26 protein-coding genes and 1 tRNA gene are annotated in these 25,539 nt (G+C 62.2%); 12 read left to right on the forward strand and 15 right to left on the reverse strand.

The genetic code is table 11. The features are described 5' to 3' along the window. Position 1: 1 nt before the first annotated feature. From AC0QDI_RS06310 to AC0QDI_RS06325, 4 genes are all read left to right on the forward strand, one after another. Positions 2 to 565 (forward strand): DUF8063 family protein, encoded by a 564-nt coding sequence (locus AC0QDI_RS06310; RefSeq protein ID WP_474666340.1) that lies wholly within the window; start codon positions 2 to 4, stop codon positions 563 to 565. Then, on the forward strand, positions 562 to 1,365 hold the full coding sequence (locus tag AC0QDI_RS06315) for a hypothetical protein (RefSeq protein WP_474666342.1): 804 nt from the start codon (positions 562 to 564) through the stop codon (positions 1,363 to 1,365). Before AC0QDI_RS06310 ends, AC0QDI_RS06315 begins: the two co-directional genes overlap by 4 nt. 112 nt (positions 1,366 to 1,477) lie before the next feature. After that, entirely contained in the window at positions 1,478 to 2,644 is a 1,167-nt protein-coding gene (locus AC0QDI_RS06320; protein WP_474666344.1) for a P-loop NTPase family protein, read from the forward strand. A gap of 160 nt (positions 2,645 to 2,804) precedes the next feature. Continuing rightward, positions 2,805 to 3,188 (forward strand): PD-(D/E)XK family putative nuclease, encoded by a 384-nt coding sequence (locus AC0QDI_RS06325; protein WP_474666346.1) that lies wholly within the window; start codon positions 2,805 to 2,807, stop codon positions 3,186 to 3,188. A gap of 447 nt (positions 3,189 to 3,635) precedes the next feature. Here AC0QDI_RS06325 and AC0QDI_RS06330 read toward each other — a convergent pair whose 3' ends face one another. Continuing rightward, positions 3,636 to 3,890 carry a DUF7692 domain-containing protein gene (locus AC0QDI_RS06330; RefSeq protein ID WP_474666348.1) on the reverse strand — a complete coding sequence of 85 codons (255 nt, stop codon included), beginning with the start codon at positions 3,888 to 3,890 and terminating at the stop codon, positions 3,636 to 3,638. 213 nt (positions 3,891 to 4,103) lie between these two features. Beyond that, positions 4,104 to 4,475, reverse strand: a complete 372-nt coding sequence (locus AC0QDI_RS06335) for a hypothetical protein (RefSeq protein ID WP_474666350.1) — start codon at positions 4,473 to 4,475, stop codon at positions 4,104 to 4,106. Positions 4,476 to 4,606: 131 nt separating this feature from the next. Between AC0QDI_RS06335 and AC0QDI_RS06340 the strand changes: the two genes are divergently transcribed. Next, positions 4,607 to 5,215 (forward strand): hypothetical protein, encoded by a 609-nt coding sequence (locus tag AC0QDI_RS06340; protein ID WP_474666352.1) that lies wholly within the window; start codon positions 4,607 to 4,609, stop codon positions 5,213 to 5,215. A 459-nt stretch (positions 5,216 to 5,674) separates the two neighbouring features. Here AC0QDI_RS06340 and AC0QDI_RS06345 read toward each other — a convergent pair whose 3' ends face one another. The 5 genes from AC0QDI_RS06345 to AC0QDI_RS06365 form a co-directional block, all read right to left on the reverse strand. Beyond that, the gene (locus tag AC0QDI_RS06345) at positions 5,675 to 6,079 is read right to left on the reverse strand and encodes a hypothetical protein (RefSeq protein ID WP_474666354.1); all 405 of its coding nucleotides are present in this window, start codon (positions 6,077 to 6,079) and stop codon (positions 5,675 to 5,677) included. 316 nt (positions 6,080 to 6,395) lie between these two features. Further along, positions 6,396 to 8,015: a DUF7845 domain-containing protein gene (locus AC0QDI_RS06350; protein WP_474666355.1), complete on the reverse strand. Its 1,620-nt coding sequence runs from the start codon at positions 8,013 to 8,015 to the stop codon at positions 6,396 to 6,398. A 2-nt stretch (positions 8,016 to 8,017) separates the two neighbouring features. Next, positions 8,018 to 8,308: a hypothetical protein gene (locus AC0QDI_RS06355; protein ID WP_474666357.1), complete on the reverse strand. Its 291-nt coding sequence runs from the start codon at positions 8,306 to 8,308 to the stop codon at positions 8,018 to 8,020. 315 nt (positions 8,309 to 8,623) lie between these two features. Then, positions 8,624 to 9,106 carry a DUF6884 domain-containing protein gene (locus AC0QDI_RS06360; RefSeq protein WP_474666359.1) on the reverse strand — a complete coding sequence of 161 codons (483 nt, stop codon included), beginning with the start codon at positions 9,104 to 9,106 and terminating at the stop codon, positions 8,624 to 8,626. Beyond that, positions 9,099 to 9,512, reverse strand: coding sequence for a hypothetical protein (locus tag AC0QDI_RS06365; protein ID WP_474666361.1), 414 nt, complete (start codon positions 9,510 to 9,512; stop codon positions 9,099 to 9,101). Before AC0QDI_RS06365 ends, AC0QDI_RS06360 begins: the two co-directional genes overlap by 8 nt. Between AC0QDI_RS06365 and AC0QDI_RS06370 the strand changes: the two genes are divergently transcribed. Next, on the forward strand, positions 9,513 to 10,118 hold the full coding sequence (locus AC0QDI_RS06370; RefSeq protein ID WP_474666363.1) for a hypothetical protein: 606 nt from the start codon (positions 9,513 to 9,515) through the stop codon (positions 10,116 to 10,118). Between the two features lie 22 nt (positions 10,119 to 10,140). Here the strand turns inward: AC0QDI_RS06370 and AC0QDI_RS06375 are convergent, their stop codons facing one another. After that, positions 10,141 to 10,380: a DUF7563 family protein gene (locus AC0QDI_RS06375; protein ID WP_474666365.1), complete on the reverse strand. Its 240-nt coding sequence runs from the start codon at positions 10,378 to 10,380 to the stop codon at positions 10,141 to 10,143. Positions 10,381 to 10,545: 165 nt separating this feature from the next. Continuing rightward, a tRNA-Arg gene (locus AC0QDI_RS06380) sits at positions 10,546 to 10,620 on the reverse strand. Positions 10,621 to 10,769: 149 nt separating this feature from the next. On the opposite strand from AC0QDI_RS06380, the gene AC0QDI_RS06385 reads away from it, so the two are divergent. The 4 genes from AC0QDI_RS06385 to AC0QDI_RS06400 all read left to right on the forward strand — a co-directional run bounded on the left by AC0QDI_RS06385 (position 10,770) and on the right by AC0QDI_RS06400 (position 13,654). Next, complete coding sequence (locus AC0QDI_RS06385) at positions 10,770 to 10,952, forward strand: DUF7511 domain-containing protein (RefSeq protein WP_474666367.1); 183 nt, start codon at positions 10,770 to 10,772, stop codon at positions 10,950 to 10,952. Positions 10,953 to 11,225: 273 nt separating this feature from the next. Further along, positions 11,226 to 12,086, forward strand: a complete 861-nt coding sequence (locus AC0QDI_RS06390; protein WP_474666369.1) for a geranylgeranylglycerol-phosphate geranylgeranyltransferase — start codon at positions 11,226 to 11,228, stop codon at positions 12,084 to 12,086. A 193-nt stretch (positions 12,087 to 12,279) separates the two neighbouring features. Then, positions 12,280 to 12,912 carry an RAD55 family ATPase gene (locus tag AC0QDI_RS06395; RefSeq protein ID WP_474666371.1) on the forward strand — a complete coding sequence of 211 codons (633 nt, stop codon included), beginning with the start codon at positions 12,280 to 12,282 and terminating at the stop codon, positions 12,910 to 12,912. A gap of 331 nt (positions 12,913 to 13,243) precedes the next feature. Next, entirely contained in the window at positions 13,244 to 13,654 is a 411-nt protein-coding gene (locus AC0QDI_RS06400) for a CoA-binding protein (protein WP_474666373.1), read from the forward strand. 134 nt (positions 13,655 to 13,788) lie between these two features. On the opposite strand, the gene AC0QDI_RS06405 is transcribed toward AC0QDI_RS06400, so the two are convergent. From AC0QDI_RS06405 to AC0QDI_RS06415, 3 genes are all read right to left on the reverse strand, one after another. After that, the gene (locus AC0QDI_RS06405; RefSeq protein WP_474666375.1) at positions 13,789 to 14,931 is read right to left on the reverse strand and encodes a hypothetical protein; all 1,143 of its coding nucleotides are present in this window, start codon (positions 14,929 to 14,931) and stop codon (positions 13,789 to 13,791) included. Between the two features lie 90 nt (positions 14,932 to 15,021). Then, positions 15,022 to 16,002 (reverse strand): PLP-dependent cysteine synthase family protein, encoded by a 981-nt coding sequence (locus AC0QDI_RS06410; RefSeq protein WP_474666377.1) that lies wholly within the window; start codon positions 16,000 to 16,002, stop codon positions 15,022 to 15,024. A 96-nt stretch (positions 16,003 to 16,098) separates the two neighbouring features. Then, entirely contained in the window at positions 16,099 to 16,428 is a 330-nt protein-coding gene (locus AC0QDI_RS06415) for a DUF5798 family protein (RefSeq protein ID WP_474666379.1), read from the reverse strand. A 141-nt stretch (positions 16,429 to 16,569) separates the two neighbouring features. On the opposite strand from AC0QDI_RS06415, the gene AC0QDI_RS06420 reads away from it, so the two are divergent. After that, positions 16,570 to 16,938, forward strand: a complete 369-nt coding sequence (locus AC0QDI_RS06420; RefSeq protein WP_474666381.1) for an Hsp20/alpha crystallin family protein — start codon at positions 16,570 to 16,572, stop codon at positions 16,936 to 16,938. Positions 16,939 to 17,150: 212 nt separating this feature from the next. Then, positions 17,151 to 19,400: a CDC48 family AAA ATPase gene (locus AC0QDI_RS06425; protein WP_474666383.1), complete on the forward strand. Its 2,250-nt coding sequence runs from the start codon at positions 17,151 to 17,153 to the stop codon at positions 19,398 to 19,400. A 184-nt stretch (positions 19,401 to 19,584) separates the two neighbouring features. On the opposite strand, the gene AC0QDI_RS06430 is transcribed toward AC0QDI_RS06425, so the two are convergent. The 3 genes from AC0QDI_RS06430 to AC0QDI_RS06440 are packed head-to-tail and all read right to left on the reverse strand — an operon-like array spanning position 19,585 to position 25,485. Continuing rightward, positions 19,585 to 22,077 (reverse strand): vWA domain-containing protein, encoded by a 2,493-nt coding sequence (locus AC0QDI_RS06430; RefSeq protein WP_474666385.1) that lies wholly within the window; start codon positions 22,075 to 22,077, stop codon positions 19,585 to 19,587. Continuing rightward, entirely contained in the window at positions 22,070 to 22,957 is an 888-nt protein-coding gene (locus tag AC0QDI_RS06435) for a COG1361 family protein (protein ID WP_474666387.1), read from the reverse strand. The genes AC0QDI_RS06430 and AC0QDI_RS06435 overlap by 8 nt, the downstream gene beginning before the upstream one ends. Further along, positions 22,954 to 25,485 (reverse strand): PKD domain-containing protein, encoded by a 2,532-nt coding sequence (locus AC0QDI_RS06440; RefSeq protein WP_474666389.1) that lies wholly within the window; start codon positions 25,483 to 25,485, stop codon positions 22,954 to 22,956. Before AC0QDI_RS06440 ends, AC0QDI_RS06435 begins: the two co-directional genes overlap by 4 nt. Positions 25,486 to 25,539 lie beyond the last annotated feature (54 nt).

The following is a 25,539-nucleotide window of genomic DNA, read 5'->3' on the forward strand; positions in this document are numbered from 1 at the left end:
TATGCGACGTCTTTTCATTGTTGCCACGGTCGTAGCGCTGGCGCTCGCGATGGGCATGGGCGTTGGGCCAGCCGTCGCGCAGAGCAACGAGACGGCCAACCAGACCGGCGGCGAGCAGGCCGCGCAGCCCGAGGGGGACCGCGTTCGGATCATCGACAACGAGACTCGAGTCGTCGATTGGAGTTACGAGCCCGGCCGGTTCACGCTCGAGATCGAGGCCGACGAGCCGACCACGATCAGCATTACCGAGTCGGGGGCCTTCGAGGAGGACGCCAAGAGCTTCAACTACGCCGAGAAGGAGTTGGACGAGGGAACGCAGACGGTCACGTTCATGGTGTCGCCGCGGCAGGGGCAGAAGGGCGCGGCCGTCGCGATCGCGACTCAGAAGTCACTCGAGGCGGGCGGCGGCGCGATCGTCTCGACCGGGACGACCGAGTCGAACCCGTTCCGTCACTTCGGCGGTGAGACGGGGCTGTTCTCAGGAGTCGCGATGACGGTGGGGTGCGCCGCACTCGGTGCCTGGTACGTCGTTCGCTCCGAGGAATCCGGGGTGGTCGAGGCATGAGCGATACGAGCGGGACCTTCGGGAACTGGAAGGACCGAATCACCTACGTCGTCGCCGAGGCGCAGTTACTCGTATTCGCGGTACTGTTCTCGCTCGGCGTCGCGATCCTCTGGATTCGGCCGTCAGTGCCCGGTATCCCGCCGATATTCTTCGGCTGGTTCGCGGCTCTCATCCTACTTGGGCCGCCGCTGATAGCGATCTTCGTCACGGGAGCCCGGAAGCTCCGCGACCGGCGAATGACGACGGTCTACCACATCAACGGCGTCGATGACGTGCGGAAGAAATACTACGTCGAACCGGAGTTGTGGAGCCAAAAGACCGTCGAGGGGCCGTCGCCGTACGTCTGTAACGACGGTGATGCCTTCGAAGTCCGCGAGTTTACCCACCACGAGGACATTGGCGAGTTGACCGTCAGAGGCTGCTATATGTCGCAGATGGCCGACTCGAAACTTGTCACGACGAAGACCATGCTCGAGGACATCCACGGCGATCTCGTCGAGGCGTTTCTCGAGCTGAACCAACTGCGCGGTCGGATCAGCAAGATGGGGTTGCAGATCCAAGGCGACGTGATCAACGAGGAGGCAGAGGCGGACGAGCGCGGATTGTTGAACCCGCGGACGGCCGTCAAAGATCGCTTCGAATCGGCCAAAGAAGACGCCGCTGCATCGGATGATGACGAGATCCAAGACGTGGGTCAGTACGTCGACGAGTACACCGAGGGACACGGACCGAGAACGCCCGTCACGGCAGACGAACAGACGGCAGAGCCGGCAGCAACCGACGGAGGAACGAACCAATGAGATTCATCCATGACGGAAAGCTCCGGAACCGTACGATAGATCCACCCGTAGTGTTCGTTTTCGATGAAACGGGCACTGCCGGGACAGGGAATCAATGGAGGTGGACTGACCGATGAGCGACGAGCAAGACAACTACACAGTCGGCGGCTTTCGCGAGTATCAGGACGGGAATCTCGAGCGCGATCCCGAAGAAGTCCTTCGGCATTCGGGGTTCATTCGTGACGAGCAAGTGGACCGACAGCTAGCGATGCGGGCCGTGCATCACGACCCCGATCGGTGGGACACGAAGCCCGCGAAGGACTACATGGCGGTCGGCAAGAATCGGAAGATCCTGCAGGCCGAAGGGAGCGAGACGGCCCGTCAGGCGCTCGAGAACGGCGACACGCTCACACTCAAGCACTACATCGGGGACCCGGCTCAGGAGGCCGACCTCGCCGGTATCAAAGCCGTGACGCGCCTGCAGGAGATCGTCGCCGGCCCTGCGCCGGTGATCGTCCTACTCGGCGAGATGGGGGACGGTAAGACCGATTTCTCTGGGCTGTTGGGCCAGCTCCGCGAGCGGTGGGTCGACGGGGATCTGCTCGTCGGTTCGAACATCCGCACGCTCGAGCGAACGAACCGATGGGTCCGTGACGACGGCTCCGTAGAAGACGGCTGGATTCCGAACTACCCGCTGCTCGAGGAGTGGGTCAGTCAGGACGGTGATCCGGTCGAGAATCCGCAGCAGTCGAAGCTATTCATCGGCGACGAGTTCTCGACGAACGCGAGCGGAGCCGGCGAAGACGGCCACAAGGTGCGGAAACTGATGGGGCCGCTCGTGTTTAAGATCCGCAAGTACGGCGGCGCTCTCATCTACATCGGCCACGACGAGAGTTCGATTCATCCGATGCTCTGGCGCGTCGGCACGATCATCAAGAAGACCTCGCAGAAGTCCGCGGTCGTCGCCGATCGAGTCTCGAACGGCAGTCTCGTCGACGTGGATCCGCGCCCGCTCGAGGGGATCCCGCCAACCGACTGGTCGTTCAACACGAAGGACGAGGCTGACTGGAGCTGGTCCGCGCCTGGAGGCGACGAGAAAGACGAAGCGATTGCCGAGAAAGACGTGAAACGAGTCGCTGCCTGGACGATGGAAATCTGCCGTCGACAGGGAATGTCGTCGCGTGCAACCGCCGAATTCGTGCCGTACAGTCACGCTACCGTCTCAAATTGGTGGGACGATATCGACAACGGTGGCGAAAAGGCGGAATGGGTTTCCACAGTGGAACAGGTGATCGCATGACCGCGTCGGGGTGTCAAGCTGTAAAGCGTAACTGTCCCCCCTTTAGAGTAGCCCATAGCCCACCGCGCTCGCTCCCTTCCGGGAGCGAAGCGACCGATGGGCGCACGGCTCGAGGTCAGCGGAGGAGTATATATATCGGCGCGCGATGCGCGTGGTCCGCGTGAACCGCTCGAAGCGGGCGAACCACTTCGGGACCGCCGTCGAGAAACGAATGGCCGAGAAGAGACGCTTCGATCTCGAGCGAGCCAGCTGGCACGATGCGAGATTCGGGAACGGGACACCCGTCGAGATCAAATCAACGATGCACGAGCATTCCAACGGCCAACCCGGCAACTGGAAGGTGTACCGCGAATACCACGAGAAACTCCGGCGTCACGACGGCTGGTACTGTTTCGTCGTCTACCGGCCACATGGACGGTCGGGCTGTACGATTCTTTGTGATAAGATGGTTCGCTCGAGCGATCTCCCGTTACTCCGGTGGCACGGTGGCGGCGATCACCGTGGGACCGAGCAAGCGAAGATCGCTATCGACTCTGTGTTTTAACAGTAGATCGTAGCACGGTTCCTTTATTCAGAACTTTCCGTGAAACTCGCGGTAAGTACAGGGGACTCACGGAACGCTCAGTACAGGGTAGTAGTCTATCGGCGCTTCAGTAGCACAGAAATGAGCATAAGCACCGCAAAGACGATTGCGAAGCCCATTACTCCGACTCCGAAAACGTAGTACGGGTTCGTAAAATCGGGACTGTTGAGGAACAGAAAGAGGCTGAAACTTGAACCCATCAAGACAATCACCGCAGACTGAATACTCGGATTATACCAGTCTTCGAGCGAATCCCGAACAGTCCCATACATATTAGAACAATGACTTCTATACTGTATAGCGTTTGCGGTCGGTGAAAATCCGATAAGTTCGCATACGTACTTATCGAATCCGACCTTTCAGTTTCGCATCTGGTTCTGGGTAAAGAAATCGGATTACCAGCTACTGTTAATCGGTGTCGACGACGATCTCAGATTCGACTTCGAACGTTACCGCTCTCGTCGAGAGCGTCTCGGCGATCTCCCGGCGCTGCTCGAGCGTGAGGTCGTCGCGCTCGAGGACTTGGCGTGACGCCTGGACGAACTTCGGTACGTCATCGCAAGCGCTCACCACGGCTTTTGTCTTGTTGCAGTCGTAGAAGTCGGCTGCGCGTTCGATCGCGTCACGTCGATACGCATAGTCGCCGTCGGTTCTGATTCGCATACTCGTACACACGACCCCCGAAATCCTAGTTTTTTCGGCTCACTGGATGGCCCATTTCGGCCCAAAACAGGCGGAACGTGTCGATCATCCAGAGAAGAAGGCGGTCTCGAGCGACCGATTGGCTCGAGATATGCACACGAGAGTTCGCGTCTCGTGTGCATATTCGGGGAACGGGATTTGTCGACGTGCAACCCCAGGGGAGTGTACAGAGAGTTACTGTTCCGAGTCCCCTCTAAGGAATAGTATTCCTTCTCCATCCTCTGATTTCAATAGTTCATATTCGACAAACATCAGGACCGCTATTGCAATAGCGCCAAGTAAGAATTGTTCTGTAAACGAGCCATTCTCCAATGTTCCTGATATAGAGGCGATAACAGCTCCAGCTGCAAACCAACGTAACGCCTGAAGACTCGCTTTTGCTGCTCGATCGTCGTCTCCAAAATATGAGAGGCCGAAAAAAGTTCCAATTAGGACAACGGCTCCAATAGAGAAGATTATGAGAAAGGTTCGGACAGCTGGAACAGTTATGAGTACGATGATCGTTCCTAGTATCGCACCCATCAACACTGATTTGCCAAACTCCATGAAAATACTGTAGAGTTCAGCAAGTTAACTTTTCAGGTCTTGAGCCGACGAAATAGACTGAATGCTATCAGTTGCATGTTGACTACAACTCCTACCCAAAAATATTTGTTACCATTAGCAAACACTATTCTATGAGTGATGATGAGTTCGTCATTTCTTCTTTAAAGAGAATTTATGACGAGTGCGAGAAAGCACAGGAGAATACCGAGAATCAAACAGTGCTATTACTACCGGGGATAGCAAAAAAGTATAATGATACTCTTTGTTTGGTGAAAGATAATAACCAGGAAAGCGGCATTCTCCAACAATTAGATGAGATAGAACCAAAAGAGCCAGTCGACAATAAGCACAATTGGTCGGGTAATTATCAGAAAATACAGGATATAAAGATAAACACACTAACTATTGCCGATTATTTGGGTATTGAAATGGAAAAGTTTCAGAAGTCGCCTGCTAAAAATGGAATGCCTATAGTACAGGTCACACAAAGACAAAATGTAAAGCAGGATATGAGTGTGGAAAATATTGTTGAGCAAGTGAATAGCCTTCCGATGAGGGACAATCAGAGAGATGAATTAGAGGACCTAGTGAAGGAATATCAAACTCAACTTGAACAAGAAGATGCCAACGCATCCCAATTACGGGAATTATATGGGAAAATTGCTGAATATAGTGAATCTATTGCTCTTCAACTTGGAACATACACATTGCAACAAGGAATAGACATCGTATTACCATAGTTAGTATCCTATGCCATCATATATCTGGTTAGAGGCGACAATAGATGTTAGTCATCCTTTTATCACTCCTTTTATATTTGGGTCTAGGTCCATCAAATTGATCTCCATTCACAGTGAGACCGGTTATTTTTGATAATTTAAAGAGCCGCCAGTAAGGAACAGTGTTTGAATGACTGCGTCCACCGATCTGATATGCGCTCAAAACTATGTTTCCTTTTGTTGTTCGCCCGACTTTATGCGGCTCAACGGTTCGAGGTAAACCTTCATACCTGAAGCTGAGCGTCTGTTGACCGTCAATTGCATCACAAATTACATCCTTCATTTGTAACAGTACATACTAATCCAGAAGTATAAATATGCTTGTGGCCGTTCTGTTGCTTCTTATTCTTAGCCTCTATTTCGAGTGGATCATAGGTTCTACCATCCAACCTTGGTTCCCAACCTCGATGAAGGGAAGAATCAAAAGAGGCTCTGGAGTTTTCCAAACAGGCCCTTCTCTTTCCGGTTAGGGATTCTACTCAATCGTCTGGTGACATCTTTTCGAATCTCAGGATGAGCTTGTAGATATTCCTCTAAAATCCACTGTGATCCGCTCTGTTGGTACTCAAACAGTGCTTCAGAACCGAGATCGTCGGATAGATCTTTCCCACGCGCAAGTGCGTCTATCTGTGACTTTTCTATTCCGCCTTCTCGGTTCGAATTTGCTGTTACATACACTTGATAACCGTCGGAATCGGAATTCTGCTGTACAACTACACCATTTTCCCGAATCGCAGCGAATCGGGAATAACAATCATCACAGTATGAGTATTCTCCCTCTGCGGGATTATCAGTGAAGTCACCGCATCGTGCACACTCAACCATAGTGATGATATATCGAATTGAGATAGTATAAGGATTAGGACCAATATGACCCCGGCTTCATGTGGATCAACTGGAGATTTGGTACGGGAGCGGGAGCGGGGCGCTGTAATTTTTTGGCTCAGTCCCCTTGGGGACACCCGCCAAGGGGGCTTTCGCGCGAAGCGCGAAACGACCCCGCCGGCGTTGCGGTGCGATCGCGGTGCCGGCCCCACCCTCGAGGAACCGACTACAACCAGAGTTGTCTAAGCAGGGATGTTATTCAAGAATACTTGCTGAAAAGAACGAAGCCCAGAGCGTTGCCACTATGGAGGCCGCTTCAGCGATCGGCGACAGCGCCGACGAACCCAGTTTCAGTCCCACCGCCGGGAGTCTTCCAGGTCAGTTCGATTCCGCGGAGCGCCGTCGGATCGTTGCCCGACTTCGACCACTTCTCAAGGGCCTCGCTCGCGATCGTGGCGAGATCCTCGAAGCTGTCGGCCTTCAGCCGGGAGAGAATCGTATCGATCCGCATCCGCCGGGGCTCGCCGTGCTCGTCGAACTCGAGGTCGGCGCCGTTCTTCGCGAGCCACTCCTGGAAGGGCGACGACTCGGCGACGTGATCGGCTAAGCCCATGATGTGTTGCATCCGATCGGCGTAGCTCTCGATCGCGTACTCGGCCGACTCGACGAGCGCTCGCAGCTCCTCGCGGTACTTTCGAGCCCGGAACGATACGTCGCCCTGGTCGAGCTCGAGAACCTCGCCGAGGTCGTTGATCGCCCGGTAGATCGTCGCGGGATGTTTTCCCAGTTCGTCGGCCAGCCCATCGATCGTCGAGCCGCCGTCCGTCGCGACCGTCTCAGTCACGTCGCGGGCGGTCTCGCCCATGTCCCGAAGCGTCGTCATCAACAGGTGGTCCGACTTCGCCTCGAGGCGCGGCGTCGGGTCTTCGTACAGTTCGACCGGCTGGTCTCGAGCGACCGCGTCGAAGTGGTCATCGGCGATGTAAACGCTGTTCCCATCGGGGCCGAGCGGAATATCCTCCCAGTGGAGCGCGTTTAACAGCGTCTCCTCTATTTGCTCAGTGACCGCGTGGCGATCGGCCCACGCCCATGCCTCTTTGTCGTTCATCGACTTGTTCACCAAAACCTCCACTTTCGGGTGGTAGGACGGGTGATTCTTCGAAACTGCGTCCGGGTCCTTCAGCTGGTAGATCTCGAGCTTTCTCCCGTAGGTGTGACCCGGTAGCAGTTCGCCGGTCGATGCCGGATCGAGAAACAACCGGTTCTGGTGGTTGATCGTCTCCTTGTTGTTGATATGGAGTTCGGCCTTCACTCCCTCGAGGTCGGAGAGATAGTGCGCGACCTTCTGGAGGACACCGGCCGACGAGAGCTTTTCCGCCCATTCGCGACGGATTCGAACGTAGCGCTCGTACGCCCACATCCGGCTCGCTTCGTGCGGTTCGGTACGGAAATACTCAGAATGAATGCGCTCGCCAGCGTGCTCAAATACAGCCGCGAAGAATGCTGGCAACAGCTCGAGGCCGCGGTCGGCTTCGATGTTGCTCGTGTGGTACTCCACGTCGACGCCGTCGACCTCGCCGACCTGATTTTCCCACGGGAGCTGTAACCGCTCGCCGCTCTCCCAGTGGCGCATGTTCGGGAACCGCGGCGAGATATTGTAGGACGCCTTTCGCTCGCCGCGTCCACGTCCCCTGATATCCCATTCATAGAGCCGTTCGGCGTTGATTCCATCAGATAGTCGAGGTGCGAATCCTGACTTACTGTAGCTCACTTCGATATGCCAGGGCTCGCCGTCGACCTCGACGTCCAGCTCGAGATATCCCTCGAAGGGCGGCCCGAGCATCACCGACGACAGCGCGTCGTAGGGTCCGCGGCCCCAGTCGGGCCACTTCCAGCGGCCCTCGATCTCGTGCGGCGTCGTTTCGACTTGCGACACCGCTACTCACCTCGCTCGCGCTCGAGCAAGCCAGTGAGCACCGCCACGGGATTCCACCACGTCGCTCCCAGACACGGGTAGCAGACGTGCTTGAACGACGTGCAGTCCGTCGCCTCGAGCGTTGCGGGGTCGACCTCCGGATCTTGGTCGATCTCCTCGAGGGTCGCACGCTTGACGCGTGTCTGCCCACAGCCCACGCACACGGCGTCGACGGGGATACCGAACTGACCGGCTGCTGGACTCGCCAGCTCGGTCTCGAGGTCGCGGTCGTCCCGATCGGTGTCGACGCTCATAGCGGGCCCTCCCGCGCATCGCGGACGACACGCGTACAGTCTGGGCATAACCGACGGAGCGCATCAACGGTATCACCACACCGTTCGCAGTCCGCGGGTTCGACAACGCGGCTCATCGACGACTTTCCCCATCAGGGTCGGTTGGTCGGTTGACGATCGTGGCGTGAATCGTAAGCTGGATCTCCTCTTTCGTCACCGAACAGCTTGTGCAGCGGTATGCGGCTCCGTCAAACGCTTCGCTCTGTACAATCCGATGGTAGCTTGTCGTATGACAGTTTGAACACTCGGCGACGACATCTCCCGATGGAGCCGTCATCAAAAACCACCGTCCTTGTGCTCGTTTCCGCCGTCTGTCGCTTCAACTAACGTCTGTTGCTCGCCCAGACGAACAGCCTCGTCGAGCGCTTGCATCCGTTCGCCTGGACGCTTCCCAGCGTTCCAGTCGACAACGTCGTATCCACGGCCTTCGAGTTCGGTGACAAGCGGGTCGATGTAGCCACTACCGGCGAGTATCGTCACCGTGTCGACATCGTAGTATCGGAGATCGACGACGAGATCAGCGAGGGTAAATGAACCCCAAACAGGCGAGCGGTCCGTGATGTGTCGTTCGTACTCGGGCGTAGCATCCCACGGCCGGAGATAGCCGTATTTCGCGGAGAGGATACCCCACGCGTCACCGCGGCGAAGGGCGAACCGACGCCGTTTCCGAAAGATAGGCGACGGTTCGTAGAGATTTCGTGCGAGGTGCGTTCCCGTCTGCTTGCTCTTCGAACAACTGGCGAGGACGAACTCAGTCATCAGAAGGAACACCTCCGAACTCGCCGAGAGCGGCCTGTTGACTTGCGTTCTCGAAGTCGTCGTTATACTCTGTCAGGCGGTGTGTCGCCTGAACAAGCATGGCGAACTCAAACGCCCCGCCGACAGTGTTCTGATATTGGCCGTCGACGTGTCGACAGGTCTTTGCTCGCCAGTGCTTGTCGAGTATCTGGTCGTTCTGAACAGCCTGCGACGGACTCGAGTTATCGACTGAGTCCAACAGCGTGGGCTCGTCACGGAGCGCCGCGACCAGCTCGTCGTCGAGACCCCAGCCGAGACCGTGTGCATTCGGGTCCTCACCGACCTCGGTACGGAAGGCAAGCATCTCATCGATTCGCTCTTCGGGACTCGCATTCGCGAGACCGCCGAGCATGTATCGGTGTTCCAAGTGGGAGTTCTCGACGAGCGGGTAAACCTCCGCAACGTGCTCGTCGTAGGGCGGTTGAAGTGGGACGTACGCTCGTGGATGAACATCCGGATCGTGCAGACTGATGAACTCCCGGATACTCTTGGTCGTCGTCTCCTGATCATGGAGATAATCCTTCGCGACGACTGCGGTCGCATGGCGCTCGAGAGCATGCTCGAGAACATCAGCGTTGCTCAGATCCTTGCCGATTGCCGAATCAAGGATACGGTCTTGCGATCGCCAGAACGACGCTGGATAACATTCTGCAGCGTTTTGCAGTCGGTATGGCCACGGATGCTTGAGGCTACTGGCGGCGTAGATGTCGAGCGGGCAGGCGTCCAGCAGTACCTCGAGGCGTCGGAGGTAGCCGAGTGCCAGCCCGTCGTCGAACGTCTCCAGCTCGTTGGCAGTCGCTCGGAATTCACCGGGGTGATTTGCGACGCGTCCGTGCCGGTCGAGGTTAGTATCGTTCAAGGACTGCCCGCCGTCGGCACGAACCTCTCGGTCGTCGAGCGCCCGCCGAACGTCTTCGTCGGTTGCTTGGTGGGCAGGATGGGCTATGGGCGTCCGACTCTCGACATCGTATAGCCGATTCGCCGGAACGAACCAGCTACACATCGGCCTCACCTCCGTGGCGACCAGGCGACGTCTCCGGGTCCGGAATCGAAACGTCGACGCCAGCAGCGGAGCCGCGGCTCAGTCGAGCGTACGTATCGCAGTCACCACAGCGGTGGGCCCGATCCTCATCGTCACCGAAGACGCGGCGGAACCGGTCGGTGATGTGGGCTCCGCAGTTTCGACAGGTCGAGTTGTCGACCGACGGCCACGGGGCGACCGTCACGCAGACCACCCCGCGTTTGCGATGAGAATCGCACGATGTGACGGGGCCGCAACCCGTCTCTCGTTGGGATCAGATTTCGACCTCCTTCGGACGACCTCCGAAATCGACCAAAACGGCGATTTCGATACCTCTATGGACGAATCAGTATTAGTCGAGAATCGAGTCGTCTGCGAGTGGGCGCTACAGGATTTGAACCCGTGGCAGCTTGGTCCGAAGCCAAGTACTCTGTCCAGACTGAGCTAAGCGCCCGCATCGCTTCGTTCCCGACGTATCCGTATAAGTCACTCGATTTTCACCGCTTTCGACAGTGACAGACATGCTCACCCTTCGAGATTTTTCACCCATTGACAATCGCCGTTGGGGGTCTTTGTTATGTAGTCCCAACGTCTACACAGACCATGACGAAATCCGAGGCCCCCGTTCCCGACGAGGTGCAGTCCGGTGCGACCCCGCTCGAGTTACTCTCCGACGACGAGAGCGTCTGGACCGCCGTCCCCGCGGACGCGAGCGGCGACGAGCGGGTAAGCAAGTGGCTCGAGATCGAAGAGGAACTGCTCTGCGACCTCGAGAAGTGGCGCTGAAACGGCGGACGGAGACGAACCGAAAGCCGTTTTGCTCTCGTTCGACTCCCGTCTCGTTCCGATTGCGAGCGATTCCAGTTCAGTGTCGCTCCAGGCCGCTCGAGTGATCGGCTCGAGTCCCCGCCGAAATGTACACGACACGCGCCGATCGAGCTGACCGACGGCGGAGCCGCCAACGGCCAAGCTGACCCTGAAGCAACCGACCCGAGAGCGCGTACGGCAACTCGACGGTGGATCGCACCGTTTAACCGGTCCGCACGACCACTCCAGCGTATGACAGTCGGGGAGACTGGTCGCGGGTTGCTCGAGTTGACGCGGCCGGTGAACGTGGTCGCGGCGGGCGTGCTGACGTTCATCGGCTCGTTCGTCGCCGGCGGCGTGACCCAGGAGCCGATCGCGGTCGCTGCGGCAGTGGGTGCCACCGCGTTTGCGGTCGGGGCGGGGAACGCGATCAACGACTACTTCGATCGGGAGATCGACCGGATCAACCGACCCGAGCGGGCGATCCCCCGCGGTGCGGTGAGTCCGCGCGGCGCGCTGGCGTTCAGCGTCGTCCTCTTCGCCGGCGCGGTCGGCCTCGCGCTGGCACTGCCCCGGCTGGCGATCGGTATCGCGGCCGTCAATCTCCTGGCGTTGATCGCGTACACCGAGTTCTTCAAGGGTCTTCCGGGACTGGGCAACGCGCTCGTCGCCTACCTGGTTGGCAGCACGTTCCTCTTCGGCGCGGCGGCGATCGAGGGGGGCGAGATCGGTCCGGCGGTCGTGCTCTTCGTGCTCGCGGCGATCGCGACGCTGACCCGGGAGATCATCAAGGACGTCGAGGATCTCGACGGCGACCGCGAGGAGGGACTGCACACGCTCCCGATCGCGATCGGCGAACGGCGGGCGCTCATCGTCGCGGCCCTCTTGCTCGCGGCGGCAGTCGTCGCCAGCCCGATGCCTTACCTCCGCGAGGAGTTCGGGGTCGCGTATCTACTCGTCGTCGTCCCCGCGGACGCGATCATGCTCGTCGCCGCCTACGAGAGCTTCGAAGACCCGACCGCCGGCCAGTCACATCTCAAGTACGGGATGTTTCTCGCCGCAGTAGCGTTTATCGTCGGTCGTGCTGCCCTCTCGATGTCACTCCCACTGTAGTGTGAGATTGCACCGGTAGAGCGCGATCGGGAGTGGGCGATAGCCCGGACATGCGGGACGATCGAACGAGTGGTCCGTATATTTTAATCAAAAGTACTATAAGCGGCTTCGCGTATTCTCATACAACACGCCGGCCATCGGAGTGAGCTGTGGTACCAGCTCGTTGCCACGGCGATGGATGTGAGTATCCCGTATGTATGACCTCGCAGATGTCCTGCCGGACGCCGAAATCGACCCGGGGACGAACGTACTCGTCGCGGGCCCGCCACTGACGGGGAAACGACGGATCGCCTTCGATATCCTCGCGAGCGGCGCGAACCGCGGTGACGGCTCGATCATCGTCACTACGAAGGATAGCGCGGACAAGGTCCTCGAGAGCTTCGACGACCGCGTCGACGAGGGCGTCGAACCCGATATCGGCGTCGTCGACTGCGTGACCAAACAGCGCGGCATCGGAACCATCGACGACGATCCGCGGATCAAATACGCCTCCTCGCCGGTCGATATGACCGGGATCGGGATCAAACTCTCCGAGTACCTCCAGGAGTTCTACGAGACGCGAGGGATCACCGAGAACCGCGTCCTGTTGCACTCCGTCTCGACGTTACTGATGTACTCCGATCTGCAGACCGTCTTCCGATTCCTCCACGTCTTTACGGGCCGAATCCAGAGCGCCGACGCGCTGGGCGTCTACGTCATCGACTCGACGGCTCACGACGATCAGACGATGAACACGCTCAAACAGCTGTTCGACGCCGTCATCGAGCTCGAGGAAGCGGCCGACGGCGAGGAGCCCACGATTCGGACGGCCGGGTTTTCGACGTAGGTGGCTCTCACGACGCGTTCCTATCCGCAATCGGACGCAGCCGGAGCCGCTTCGATCTCGGAGCTGAACAGCCGACCGCCCGACCGCTATCGGGTGGGAAATCGAACGGGGCCGAGCGCTCGCGAGCCGATCGACGCGATCACGACCGCTTGGCCGCGCGCAGCCAGGTGTAGGCCGCGGGCGAGAGGGGCCTTTCGGGGACCACGTGGTATCGGCTTACCCGAGGATAGCGGTCCTCGACGCCGCAACGCACTCTCGCGATAAGCCCGCGCCGCAACTCACTACCGCCACGACCCCGAGACGTTTACTCATCGAGCCCGTACGTTGTGGTATGCCAGTCGAATCCGCGGACGAACTCGAAACGATTCTCGGATACGACGCGATCGCCGTCGTCGGCTGCTCGAGCACGCCCGGGAAGGCGGCCCACGACGTGCCGAAGTACCTGCTCGAGCACGGCTACGATGTGATCCCCGTCAACCCGTTCGCCGACGAGATATTCGGCCGCGAGGTATACGACTCCCTCGCGGACGTCGAGGAGGAGATCGACGTCGTCTGCATCTTTCGGCCCAGCGACGAGGTCGGCGGCATCGTCGACGCGGCGCTCGAGCGCGACGACGTCCGCGTCATCTGGACCCAGCAGGGCATCCGCGACGACGAGGCGGCGACCCGCGCGGAGACCGACGGTCGAACCGTCGTCCAGGATCAGTGCATGAAGGTCCAACATCGACGGTTGATGGCCTGATACGGTTTGCTGCACCGATGTACCGGCGCGACCGCAGGCCGGTTGCGGTCGCGCCGGAACTGACTGACAGCAGATCGTATGAGAGGTGACCAGAGGGATACTGCAAACTCGAGAGGCCGCCGTGAACCGATCGGTTACGAAACCGACCCGGACGCCGTTCGAAGTTCGGCCAGCGCGTCGTCGAGGGTCGTGTGCATCACGCCGTCGACGATCGACTCGAGGTGTCGCAGTCGAATCGCCGTTCGAACGACCGGTTCGTCGGGGAGTTCGGTGACGGTCGAACCGATTTCGTCGACGTCGACGGCAGTCTGGTACTGGGTTTCTCCGACGCGCTCGGCGACGTACCGACGCGTCGAGCGTTCGTCACCCGTCAGCCGGTCACGAATCGCTCGTCGCCGGTCCGACGAGACGGTGTCGGCTATCGGAATCGAACAGACCGACTCGCAGTACCACGTGAGCGCTCGAGCGGCGGCCGCGAGCAGCGCTTCGTTCGGCCGGTCGAGCGACGCGTACAGCTCTGACGCGGCGGCGTCGATCGCGGCCCGACGCCGGGCGACGAGCTCCTCGAGTCGGTCCGGAACGTCGGACGCGAGGACGGCCTCGATCAGCGACTCGGTCGAGCGGTACTCGTCGAGGTCCCCGTCGAAGCAGACGAGCGGCAGCGTCGCGACGTCGTTCTCGACGTCTTCCGGCAGATCAGCGACGTCGTCGATGACGGTCAATACGAACAGGCCGTTCGTCGCGATCGTCCGCAGGTGCTCGAGTTGCGCGTCGGAGTAGCGGCCGAGAGCCGCGATGAGCTCGACCGCGAGCTCCCCCCAGATGCCGCCGCGCTCCTCGATGCGAGCGATCGCATCGTCGACGGTGGCCGTCGTCGCGTCGAACGCCTCCTCCGCGAGCTGGCCCGACCCGATTTCGCGGACGGTCTCGAGCACCGGGCGCAGGTCGACGTCGGCCGGCGTCTCGGCGACGGCGGCGGCGACGTTCGCGAAGGCGAGATCGCCGACCGAGACGTGTTCGTTCAGATGCTGCTTTCGATCCGCGCCCCACTCGTCGGCCTCGTCGATCGCATCGTCGTGGAGCGCGCTCGTGACGAAGAGATCGGTCGGGATCGACGCGAGCGTTTCGGCGAGAGCTTCGTCGTCAGTCTCGAGAACCGTGAAAAAGTACGTGAACGCACCCAACAGCCCACCCTGGTCGGCGTAGGCGTCGACTTTCGACCGAAGGGCGGGTGGCAGGTCCGCTTCGGACCGGAGGGAGTCCGACAGCCGGCTCATACCAACTCCTTCCGGGGAACTCAAAAGAGTGTACTGGTTAGCGGCCGCATCGGGACCGATCGTCGGTCGGTGTCTCAGTCCGACGGCGATCTACGACGTCCACTCCTCGAACGAGCGGTAGATTCCCTTCGAGAGGTAGCGCTCGCTCGAGTCGGGGAAGACCGTCACGACCGTCTCGTGGGGAACCTCGAGGTCGCCGTCGTCGATCCGTTCGGCGACCCGTTTCGACGCCACGCTCGCGGCACCCGCACTCGAGGCGACCAGATGCCCCTCCTCGCGGGCGAGGCGTTTGAGTTCGTCGTGGGCGTCGCGGTCCGAAATCGCGTCGACCGCGTCGACCAGTTCGGGCTCGAACAGTTCGTTGGTCGCGGTATCGTGGGTGCCGATCCCCTCGGTCTTGTACTCGGCTTCCGCGCGGTCCTCGCCGAGGAGTTCGCCGTACACCGATCCCTCGGGCTCGACGGCAGCGACGTGGGTCTCCGGGTCCCGCTCGAGGGCGTAGCGAGCGATTCCCATGAGCGTGCCGCCGGTGCCACAGCCGGCGACGACCGCGCCGACCCGGCCGTCGAGCGCCTCGAAGATCTCGGGTGCAGTCGTCTCGTAGTGGGCTTCCGTATTCAGCGGATTCGAGAACTGCTGGGGGACGGCGGCGTCCTCGAGTTCCGCGGCGAGTTCGTGAGCGCGCGCGATCGCACCGTCCATGCCGTCGTCCGTCGGCGTGTTGATGACCTCCGCGCCCAGCGCTGCCATCAGCTGCTGTTTTTCCACGCTGAACCGCTCTGGAACGACGAAGATCGACTCGAGCCCCAGTTGCTCGGCCGCGATCGCCAGCCCGATCCCCGTGTTGCCGGCCGTCGGCTCGATGATCGTTCCGCCCGGTGGCACGTCGCCGCGTTCGAGCATGCGCTCGAGCATGTAGCGGCCGATCCGATCTTTGATGCTGGCTCCGGGGTTGAACGTCTCGAGCTTCGCGTAGATCGGCACGTCCGCGGGCCCGTCTTGCAGCCGAACGAGCGGCGTTCGACCGATCGTCTCGAGGACCGAGTCCGCCGGCTCCTCGTGGGTCGTCATCATGCTGGCAAAAGGCACCCCCGCTGTTAGCTCTTGTCCCGAAGCGTGCCCGAAGCCGGGAGCGTGACCGGACGAAACGGCGGGAGTTTCGAGCCGTTATTCGGCGCTCGTGTCGCCCGCGGTCGCCTCGGCCGTCGTCTCCGCATTGGTCGCCGACTCGTCGCCCTCGTCCTCGAGTTCGGCTTCGTCGATCGCCGCCTCCGCCAGGATTTCCTCGCCGTCGATCCCCTGTTCCTCGGCGATGGCGAGCAAGAGCGCGCGCTGTTCGGTGAGCTGATGGTCCATACGCGCGACCGTGTCGTGGGTTTCGTCCATCTCCTCTTCCAGCCCCGTGATGCGCTGCTGGAGTTTCTGTACCTGTTTGTACATCGCTTCCGCTCGATCCGAGATGCCCTGAATCTTCTTTGCGGTGCTGCCGAGTCCCATACCCGAAGGATGTGTCGGGTAACTAATGGGCCTTTTCCTCCGCTCGCTCGCGTTCCACTAGTGGTTGGCACCATATGGCATGATCCAACAAATTTATTACGAACCGCGGACAATCATCAACTGAACTCGAGGTGAACAGCCATGGTGCGAGCGAGCCCACCCAGCACGTGGATGCAAGGCCTCGACCTCCCGTCTCAGCTGTTCGGTGAGACCGGGGGCAGCGACTACGAACTGTACGAGGAGGACGACGAGTTCGTCCTCACGATCGATATGCCGGGCTTCGAGACCGACGAGATCGATCTGGCGTGGGACGACGGCGTCCTGAACATCGCCGCCGAACACGCCGACGAGAACCGCGGGCGCAAGAAGACCTACCACCGTCGGTTCCGGTTCCCCAAAACCGTCGACGACGACGAGATCGCCGCCGAGTACACGAACGGCGTCCTCGAGGTCCGGCTGCCGACCGCCGAGTCGACCGCCCAGGGGAAGGAGATCCCGCTCGAGGGCTAATCGCGCCCCGACTCGGTACGGTCGAATCGACCGCCCTCATCTCCGTGCTCACCGCCGGTGGACCGCTTCCCGGATCTATCCGGTGAACCACCTCACCGTCGACGCGTTTGACGTTTCGTGCGCGTCGATCGGTCGGCTCCTGTCCTGATTCCGTCGTTCGCGCGTTCGAACGCGTCGGCGAGCGGTACCCATCGCCACCCCAACTCACGACCATGCGACTCCGAGTGAAACCGCTCAAACGGAAGGACGCAGGTAGCGGTCTGGCCGCGATCGACCGCGAGACGATGGCCGAACTCAACGTCTCGAGCGGCGAGTTCGTCGCGCTCGAGGGGCCGGAAGGCCGCGTCGTCGCGCGCGTCTGGCCGGGCCGCAGCGAGGACACCGGTCGGGGTATCGTTCGCATCGACGGCCAGCTCCGGCAGGCCGCCGGCGTCCGCATCGACGACGCGGTCGACGTCGAGGCCGCCGATGTCGAACCGGCCGAGCGGGTCACGCTGGCGCTGCCCGAAAACGTCCGGATTCGGGGCGACGTCGGCTCGTATCTCAAGGAGAAACTCTCCGAACGGGCCGTCAGCCCCGGCGACACGTTCTCGCTCTCGCTGGGCTTCGGGCTCCTCTCGACGCGCTCCGGCCGGCGGCTCCCGGTTACCGTCGTGGACACCGACCCGAGCGGCTCAGTCGTCGTCGGCGGCGAGACCGAGGTCGCGGTGACCGAGCGCGACGCCGACGAGCTCTCTGTCGAAGCGACCGGCCCGCTCGAGGCGGGCGGCGACGCCGACGGCCAGCCGCCGGACGTCACCTACGAGGACGTCGGCGGACTCGACGACGAACTCGAGCGGGTCCGCGAGATGATCGAGTTGCCGATGCGCCACCCCGAGCTGTTCCGGGCGCTCGGCATCGAGCCGCCGAAGGGCGTCCTGCTGCACGGGCCGCCGGGCACGGGAAAGACGCTGATCGCCCGCGCGGTTGCGAGCGAGATCGACGCCCACTTCCAGACTATCTCGGGCCCGGAGATCATGTCGAAGTACTACGGCGAGTCCGAGGAGCAGCTCCGCGACGTCTTCGAGGAGGCCGCGGAGAACGAGCCGTCGATCGTCTTCATCGACGAACTCGACTCCATCGCACCCAAGCGCGAGGACGTGCAAGGCGACGTCGAGCGCCGCGTCGTCGCGCAACTCCTCAGTCTGATGGACGGCTTAGAGCAGCGCGGCGAGATCACCGTCATCGGGACGACCAACCGCGTCGACGCCATCGACCCCGCGCTGCGCCGGCCCGGCCGGTTCGACCGCGAAATCGAGATCGGCGTTCCCGACGCCGCGGGCCGCGAGGAGATCCTCCAGATCCACACCCGCGGCATGCCGCTGGCCGAGGACGTCGACCTCGAGCGCTACGCCGAGTCAACGCACGGGTTCGTCGGTGCCGACCTCGAGAACCTCGCGAAGGAGGCCGCGATGACCGCCATGCGGCGGGTCCGGCCAGAACTCGATCTCGAGTCCGAGGAGATCGACGCGCAGGCGCTCGAGGCCATCGAGATCTCCGAAGCCGATTTCAAGAGCGCGATGCGGGGGATCGAGCCCTCCGCGATGCGCGAGGTCTTCGTCGAGGTTCCCGACGTCAGCTGGGAGGATGTCGGCGGTCTCGAGGAGGCCAAAGAGCGCCTCCGCGAGAGCGTCCAGTGGCCGATGGAACACGCCGACGCCTACGAGCGAGTCGCGCTCGAGCCCGCCAAGGGCGTCTTGCTGCACGGCCCGCCGGGAACCGGCAAGACGCTGCTCGCCAAGGCGGTGGCCAACGAGTCCCGGTCGAACTTCATCTCGGTCAAGGGTCCCGAGCTCTTCGACAAGTACGTCGGCGAATCGGAGAAGGGCGTCCGCGAGGTCTTTAGCAAGGCCCGCGAGAACGCGCCGACGATCGTCTTCTTCGACGAGATCGACGCCATCGCCAGCGAGCGCGGCAGCGGCGTCGGCGACTCCAACGTCGGCGAGCGCGTCGTCTCCCAGCTCCTGACCGAACTCGACGGCCTCGAGGCGCTCGAGGACGTCGTCGTCATCGCGGCCTCGAATCGGCCCGAACTGATCGACGACGCGCTCCTCCGACCGGGTCGACTCGATCGTCACGTCGAGGTCGGCGACCCCGACGAGGACGCCCGCCGCGAGATCTTCGCGATCCATACGCAGGAGCGCCCGCTCGCCGACGACGTCGATCTCGACGATCTCGCGGCCGAGTCGGAGGGCTACACCGGTGCAGACGTCGAGGCCGTCTGCCGCGAGGCCGCGACGATCGCGGTCCGCGAACACGTCCGCGCCGAGGCGACCGGCGAGGAGCGCGACGTCGAGGCGATCGAACTGACCGCGGACCACTTCGACCGAGCGCTCGAGGCGGTCTCACCCGAGCCAGCCGGTGAGTTCGGGGCGACGACGGACGAGTTCGACGACGCGTTCGAGGGTGCCGAAGCGGAGTGAGAATCGGTCGTTCGCCGGTTTGCCATTCGCCGCGGCTCGCGGCGTTTTTCGTGGTGAGCGTTCGCGTCCTGACCGGCGCAGCTGTCGGGGGACGAGAACCGGTCCATCCCGTGGCAGCAAAAGCAATCGACAGGCGAATCCCGTTCGACCGAAAACCGGACTCACGTCGATTGGCAACCGCGAGTTACTGCTGCTCGCCACTTCCGGCTTCGATTCCGGCCCCGGCGTCAGTTCCGGTCTCGGTATCGGTCGCAGTCTCGGCCTCGGCGTCAGTTTCTGCCTCGACATCGCTTTCAGTATCGGACCCGGCCCCGATTTCGGCGTCAGTTCCGGCTCCGTCGTCTTCGCCGAGCCAGTAGCGCTTGGCCAGGATCGCCCCGACGGCGGCGACCCCGGCGATCGGCGCGTACTGCTCGAGGCGCTCGAGCAGGCCGGTCGACGACGTGTCGCTCGATAGCGGCTCGCGCTCGCGGTACGGCCGAATCGGGGCGACGACCTCGTCGACCTGCAGTCGGCGGGTGAAGTCCCGCTGCAGATCGGCCACCTCGCCGCCGGTGATGGCGGCCGAAAACGCGTACTCGCCCGTCGATTCCGGATGGAAATACCCCGTGTAGATACCGTCGTTACCGACCGGATCGGGACCGCCGCGGTCGTCGCGGAGGGAGATCTCCTCGGTCTCGTCGCCGTTGGTCGCGGTCAGAGTGACGTCACCGCCGGTGTAGCGTCGCTCTCCGTTCGTGGCCTTCAACTCGATGCGGAACATCCCCGTCTGCTCGTAGTGGAAATCGCTGATGAACAGGTCGGCGTCGATCGGCGAGTCCGCACTGACCTCGGTCGTCGCCGCCTCGGGCCGAGAGAGCTGTTCGCCGGTCATGGTGAACGACCAGTCGCCGGTTTCGGGCTCCTCGACGGTCCAGATCTCGCTCGTCTCTCCGACGCGGTGAATGACGCCGTCGCCCTCTGAGAGCGGTTCACCGGTGGGCGTCTCGGGCTGTAACGTGATCTTGCTCCCGGGATACGAGAGGGAAAACTGCACCTCGTCGCAGCTGCCGTCGACGGTAGCGCTGCCCGAGGCCGTCTCGCCCTCCGTGAGTTCCGCTCGCTCGGAAGTGATCTGAGAGCGGTTCTGAACGGAGATCGAGAACTGCTGGAACACCTGCCGAATCTCTCCCGGCTCCGGCCTGAACGCGGACTGGCCGCCGGTTTCGTCGGCCAGACGCTCGAGGAGCGTCTCCCCCGCCGCTGACCCCATTCCGATCGTGTAGATCGTCACGCCGAGTGACTTCAGCTCCGGCAGGATCGAATCCGGCGACGGCGGCTCGTTTTGCTCCCCGTCCGAGAGCAAGATTATCGATTTCGGCCCGGTCGTACCCCGAAGCAGATCGAGGGCCTCTCGCAGCCCCGCGCCGATCGACGTCCCCCCGTTCGGAGAGAGACGGTCGATATCGTCTTTCATGGCGCCCCGAGCGTCCTCGTCGAGCGACTCGAGTGAGGAGGCCGTCGTCGCTCGATAGTCGAACTCGACGATTCCGAGTTTGTTGCCGTTCTCGACGAAGTTGACGAGCGATCGGGCGCTTTGCTTGGCCACCGCTATTCTGGAGTCACCCGAAACGGTGTCGCGCCGGTCCATACTTCCCGACGTGTCCAGTACCGCGACGGTGTTGGGAAACTCGGTCTCCGCGGAATCGCCGTCGCCCCCGCTATCGGCGTCCCATCGTCCCGGGCGCGTCTCCCCGACGACGATCCGCTGTCCCGTCGTCTGCATCGACGCCGTATCGACGCCGCCGCTCTCGTACTCGGCGGATTCGATCTGTCCCTCGTGAGAAACGACCGACCCGCCCGCCGGCCGCGGGAACTCGGTCTCGTAGGAATACTCGAGGTCGGCGAGGCCGGTCGTCAGCCGGGGCTGGGTTCGGAGTTGGGTCCCGAGGAACGACGCGCGATCGCCGCTCGAGGTACTCGCCGAGAGCGTGGTTCGCTGGCCGCGATCGACCAGGTCGGTGACGGTGAGATAGACGCCGCTCGCGTCGAACTCGACCGTACTGTCGTCTCTCCCCGCGTATTCGACCGTCCCGGTCACGTCGACGACCGTCCCGGATCGAACGGACTCCGTCGCGGGGACGACGGCCCAGACGTAGGGGACGGATCCGTACCGATCGAAGAAGCGCTGATCCGCGTCCGCGGTTCCCGCGAGGCGCACAAGCTGATACTCGTCGTAGAACGACGAGTCGAGCGAAACGCCGTCGCCGCTCACCCACGCCATCGGTTCGAACAGCGGGCTGAGTATGCGATCTCCCTCCCACTCGAACTCGTCCCACTCGAGATTGGCGGAGACGGTCGTTCGCTCCTCGTCCGAGGTCACCGCGTTGAGGACGACCCCCTGAAACCGAACGTCGGTTCCGACGACCGGGTGATCGGGCGTATCGAACTCGATGAACAACTGCGCGAGGTCGCCGACGGGAATCGCCTCGTCGAACCGGACCTCGTCGGCGTTCTCGATCGTGTCGGTGTTTCCGACGTTGACGGCGCTCCCACCACCGCTCTCGTTATTTCCGTCGCTCTGTGCAGCCGTGCGCCCGGTCGCGAGCGCGCTACCAGTGACCGCCGTCGCCGATACGAATCGGCGTCGGGAAACGCTTCGCCTGTCGCTGTCGTGGTCTCGTGTTGAATCAGTCATCCGTCCCCGTGTTCGTGTCCGTCTCCGCGTCCGATTCGCTCCCTCTCGAGAGGTACCTGTACAGCGCCCCACCACCTCCCAGCGCGCCGAGACCGGCACCGCCGACGAGGGGCAGTAGCCCGCTGTTGTCGCCGTCATCCCGTCCGTCGCCCGATGAGTCCGTCGTACTATCCGTATCGCCCGCTTCGAGGACGGCGACGGTCACCGATTCCGTGCTGGCCACCGAACCGTCCGCTGCGATCTCGAGCGAAAGAGTGTACTCGCCGGCCGTCCGACCGGTTATCGAAACCTCGACCGGACGGTCGCTACCGGCCTGTATTCGTCCGATCGTCTGTGGTTCTTGCTCGACCGTTAGCCCATCTCCCGAACTGCCGGTTACCGTCACGGATGCGGTGGGTTCGTCGCCGACGTTCGCCGCCACCACGTCCAGCGTCGCCGTCTCGCCGACGGACAGTCGGCGCGGCCCCTCGACGTCGATAATCACTGGCTGGGGCGGCAACGTCACCGACTCGACGGTCGATTCGGCGGCGGTTCGCCGCTCGACCGTCGTCGATTCGGCGTCCTCGAGTTCGCCGATGCGTGACCTGAGCGTTGACTCCTCGAAGTCCGCCGGCGCGGAGAGATAGACGGCCGCTTGCAACAAGAACTGCGACCGCCGCAGGTCGAGCGTCGCTGCCGACTCCGCGTACGCCGTCAGCGCCTCCTCGTCGTCCGCGCGACCGCTGGCTGCCAGCGACTGGACGTAGACACGCGAGTTCTCTCGCTCGGTCCCGGTGAACGCCTCTGCGATCTCGTTCAGCGTCTCGGCTGCCGACTCGTGCTCCTCGGCATCGATTCGCGACTCGAACCGCTCGAGTAGCGCGGGTATCTCGTCGCTCATCGGTGGGTTCGTGGTGCTCCCTCGACGATACCGTCGACCGTCTCGTAGTGAACGTTCGCGATATCCTGCATCGTTTTCACGCCGTATCCGGCTCCGAGCAGGTCGTATATCGCCGAGACGATGTCCCCGACGAGCGAGCCGATCGCCCACAGAATCTCGAGAATCGTCTCGACCGCATCACCCTCCGTGAGCGCCGCGTACGCATCCGCGAGATTTTCGAAGAGACCGAACTCGTCGAGCGTGTCCTGAATCGCCTGGAGACCGGCGTGGGCGGTCCGAAGCTCGTCGGTGACTGCCAGTACGCCGTCGTTGACCGCGGTCCGCGCACCGCTTAGTGAGCCGCGGAGTCCCTCTCGACCGAGCCTGTCCGGATCGAGCCGAGCGTACGCGAGTGCGAGCCCGTCGTCGAGTCTATTGTCGTAGTCGTCGTCGATTTCGTCGCCGTCCGTCTCGACGGTATACTCGACCGGTCGCCGCAACGTGTCGGCGACCGTCGATTGAAACGCCGATATTTGCTCGTCGATATACTCCCCGAGTGCGAGCTTCGTGACCTCGCCGCCGGTCTCTTCGGTGAGCGTGTCGACGGCCCCCTTCGCGATCTCCTCGGACGACTCCTTCAGCGCGGTGCTCGCTTCGCCGCTCAGATCCGCGGCGTAGTCCGCGAGTTTCGCGACCGCGTCGTCGAGTTTCCCCACCAGGTCGTCGACGTATCCAGAGAGGTAGGGAAGCTTGTCAGCGATATACGTACCGAGTTTTCCGCCGGCGAAACTCACGGCAATCATCGCGAGGTCGACGAGCAAGGAGAGCACGAGTTCGGCCGTATGGCCAGCGAGATCGTACTCCTCGGTCGACTGTTCGTACGGTTCCGAGCCGAGCGCGCCGATCACGTCCACCGTGAACGTCTCGGCCAGAACCAACCGCTGGGTCGCTCCTTCCGCGGTCTCGAGCGGAAGCCGATCGTTTCTAACCCGATCGTTGAGTCGCGACACCGCCGACGCGACCGTCGTTTCGTGGTCGAGCTCGGTCACGGTCACGTCGTCGACCTCGCGAGCGTGCTCCCGCAGGGCGCTCGTTCGCGCGACCCGGACGTCGAGAGTCTTCGTCGTCTCCGTCGTCGCTCCGGCGTTCGTCCGGAGACGAAGCGTCACGGGTACCTCCCCCACTTGCTCGTAGGCGTGTGTCGCCGACTCGCCGACTTCCTCGAACTCGCCGTCGCCGTCGGTGTCCCACTCGTAAGTCGCGATGGTCCCGTTCGTCGTACTCGAGCCCGCATCCTCGTACCGCGTTTCCAGGCTCGTCTCGGGTGGCGTCGGCGTGACCGAGAAATCAGCGGTCGGTTCCCCGGTGTTCGATGCGCCCGCCAGTTTCACCAGCCGCGCGCTCCCGGTTCCGCTCCGCTCGAGCGCTCCGACCACGAGCGGATCGTCACCGCCGACGACGGCGTTGGCGTAGTCGGTATCGCTCGTCTCGTAGGTTGTCTGCCAGCCGACCCTGCCGTCGGCGAGGAGCTTCACGACCCACGTCGATTGCTGGCCGCGACCGACCGAGGCGGTCGAGCCGACGGCGAGATACCCCTCTCCGTGCCGGACCAGCGACGTGAATCGATCGTCGTCGCGTCCGCCGACCCGCTTTCGCCACGTCTCGGCTCCGGTGGAATCGATCCCGACGATCAGGCCGTCCGTCCCGCCGCTCCCGGCGGACTTCGTCCCGCCGGCGAACACGTAGCCGTCGTCGTGAGCGCGCACGACAGCACGTGCGTAATCGTCCGCGCTCCCGCCGTAGACCTGATTCCACTGCGCGGTCCCCTCGCCGTCGGTTTCGAGCGCCCACGCGTCGCGGCCACCGCTTCCCGCGGAGTCGGTTTCGCCGACGAGCAGATACCCCCCGTCGTCCGTCCGCACGTGGTCGAACACCCAGTCGTCGCCGGAGCCGCCGTAGACCTCGTTCCAGTCGCCGTCTCCGCTTTCGTCGACCCCCATGAGCCAGGCGTCGACGCCGCCGCTACCCGCAGACTTCGTCCCGCCCGCGAACACGTAGCCGCCGGGTTCGGACAACACCGACGAGGCGCGGTCGTCCCCCGTGCCGCCGTAGGGCCGCCCCCATTGTTCGGTGCCGTCGGCCGCGAGCTTCACCAGCCAGGCGTCGAGCTGGCCGTTCCCTCGAGAGGCGGTCTGGCCTGCCAAGAGGTAGCCGCCGTCGGCCGGCGTCGCCGCCGAAATCCAGTCGTGTGCGCCGCCACCGAACGTCTTCTGCCACGTTTCGCGCCCGCTCCCGTCGGTTTTGAGCGCCCACGCGTCACGACCGCCGCCACTCGTCGTCCGGCCGGCGAACAGGTAGCCGTCACCCGAGCCGTCCGCCGCCGATGTCGCGGTCTCGTCGCCGCCTCGATCGAACGTTCGGGACCAGTCGGTACCGAGAGCCTGCGACTGCATCCCCGAGGTGCCTCGAGCGAGTCCCGCCGAGTACGGTAACGCACCGCCGACTATCGTTCCCCCACCTGTCGTTTTGATGAACTGCCGCCGATTCATATTCGAAACTGACAGTCACAGATATATACTACTCGTAATTGATCGTTTCGGCTA

Source organism: Natrinema sp. LJW11, assembly GCF_056135975.1.

What these genes read in the sequence shown, in the direction of transcription:
- AC0QDI_RS06405 (WP_474666375.1), bottom strand. Translation starts at nt 14,931, where the DNA reads ATGAGCCGGCTGTCGGACTCCCTCCGGTCCGAAGCGGACCTGCCACCC.
- AC0QDI_RS06390 (WP_474666369.1), top strand. Translation starts at nt 11,226, where the DNA reads ATGACAGTCGGGGAGACTGGTCGCGGGTTGCTCGAGTTGACGCGGCCG.
- AC0QDI_RS06360 (WP_474666359.1), bottom strand. Translation starts at nt 9,106, where the DNA reads ATGACTGAGTTCGTCCTCGCCAGTTGTTCGAAGAGCAAGCAGACGGGA.
- AC0QDI_RS06395 (WP_474666371.1), top strand. Translation starts at nt 12,280, where the DNA reads ATGTATGACCTCGCAGATGTCCTGCCGGACGCCGAAATCGACCCGGGG.
- AC0QDI_RS06315 (WP_474666342.1), top strand. Translation starts at nt 562, where the DNA reads ATGAGCGATACGAGCGGGACCTTCGGGAACTGGAAGGACCGAATCACC.
- AC0QDI_RS06330 (WP_474666348.1), bottom strand. Translation starts at nt 3,890, where the DNA reads ATGCGAATCAGAACCGACGGCGACTATGCGTATCGACGTGACGCGATC.
- AC0QDI_RS06435 (WP_474666387.1), bottom strand. Translation starts at nt 22,957, where the DNA reads ATGAGCGACGAGATACCCGCGCTACTCGAGCGGTTCGAGTCGCGAATC.
- AC0QDI_RS06400 (WP_474666373.1), top strand. Translation starts at nt 13,244, where the DNA reads ATGCCAGTCGAATCCGCGGACGAACTCGAAACGATTCTCGGATACGAC.
- AC0QDI_RS06415 (WP_474666379.1), bottom strand. Translation starts at nt 16,428, where the DNA reads ATGGGACTCGGCAGCACCGCAAAGAAGATTCAGGGCATCTCGGATCGA.
- AC0QDI_RS06320 (WP_474666344.1), top strand. Translation starts at nt 1,478, where the DNA reads ATGAGCGACGAGCAAGACAACTACACAGTCGGCGGCTTTCGCGAGTAT.
- AC0QDI_RS06420 (WP_474666381.1), top strand. Translation starts at nt 16,570, where the DNA reads ATGGTGCGAGCGAGCCCACCCAGCACGTGGATGCAAGGCCTCGACCTC.
- AC0QDI_RS06345 (WP_474666354.1), bottom strand. Translation starts at nt 6,079, where the DNA reads ATGGTTGAGTGTGCACGATGCGGTGACTTCACTGATAATCCCGCAGAG.
- AC0QDI_RS06425 (WP_474666383.1), top strand. Translation starts at nt 17,151, where the DNA reads ATGCGACTCCGAGTGAAACCGCTCAAACGGAAGGACGCAGGTAGCGGT.
- AC0QDI_RS06340 (WP_474666352.1), top strand. Translation starts at nt 4,607, where the DNA reads ATGAGTGATGATGAGTTCGTCATTTCTTCTTTAAAGAGAATTTATGAC.
- AC0QDI_RS06440 (WP_474666389.1), bottom strand. Translation starts at nt 25,485, where the DNA reads ATGAATCGGCGGCAGTTCATCAAAACGACAGGTGGGGGAACGATAGTC.
- AC0QDI_RS06430 (WP_474666385.1), bottom strand. Translation starts at nt 22,077, where the DNA reads ATGACTGATTCAACACGAGACCACGACAGCGACAGGCGAAGCGTTTCC.
- AC0QDI_RS06335 (WP_474666350.1), bottom strand. Translation starts at nt 4,475, where the DNA reads ATGGAGTTTGGCAAATCAGTGTTGATGGGTGCGATACTAGGAACGATC.
- AC0QDI_RS06355 (WP_474666357.1), bottom strand. Translation starts at nt 8,308, where the DNA reads ATGAGCGTCGACACCGATCGGGACGACCGCGACCTCGAGACCGAGCTG.
- AC0QDI_RS06385 (WP_474666367.1), top strand. Translation starts at nt 10,770, where the DNA reads ATGACGAAATCCGAGGCCCCCGTTCCCGACGAGGTGCAGTCCGGTGCG.
- AC0QDI_RS06310 (WP_474666340.1), top strand. Translation starts at nt 2, where the DNA reads ATGCGACGTCTTTTCATTGTTGCCACGGTCGTAGCGCTGGCGCTCGCG.
- AC0QDI_RS06410 (WP_474666377.1), bottom strand. Translation starts at nt 16,002, where the DNA reads ATGACGACCCACGAGGAGCCGGCGGACTCGGTCCTCGAGACGATCGGT.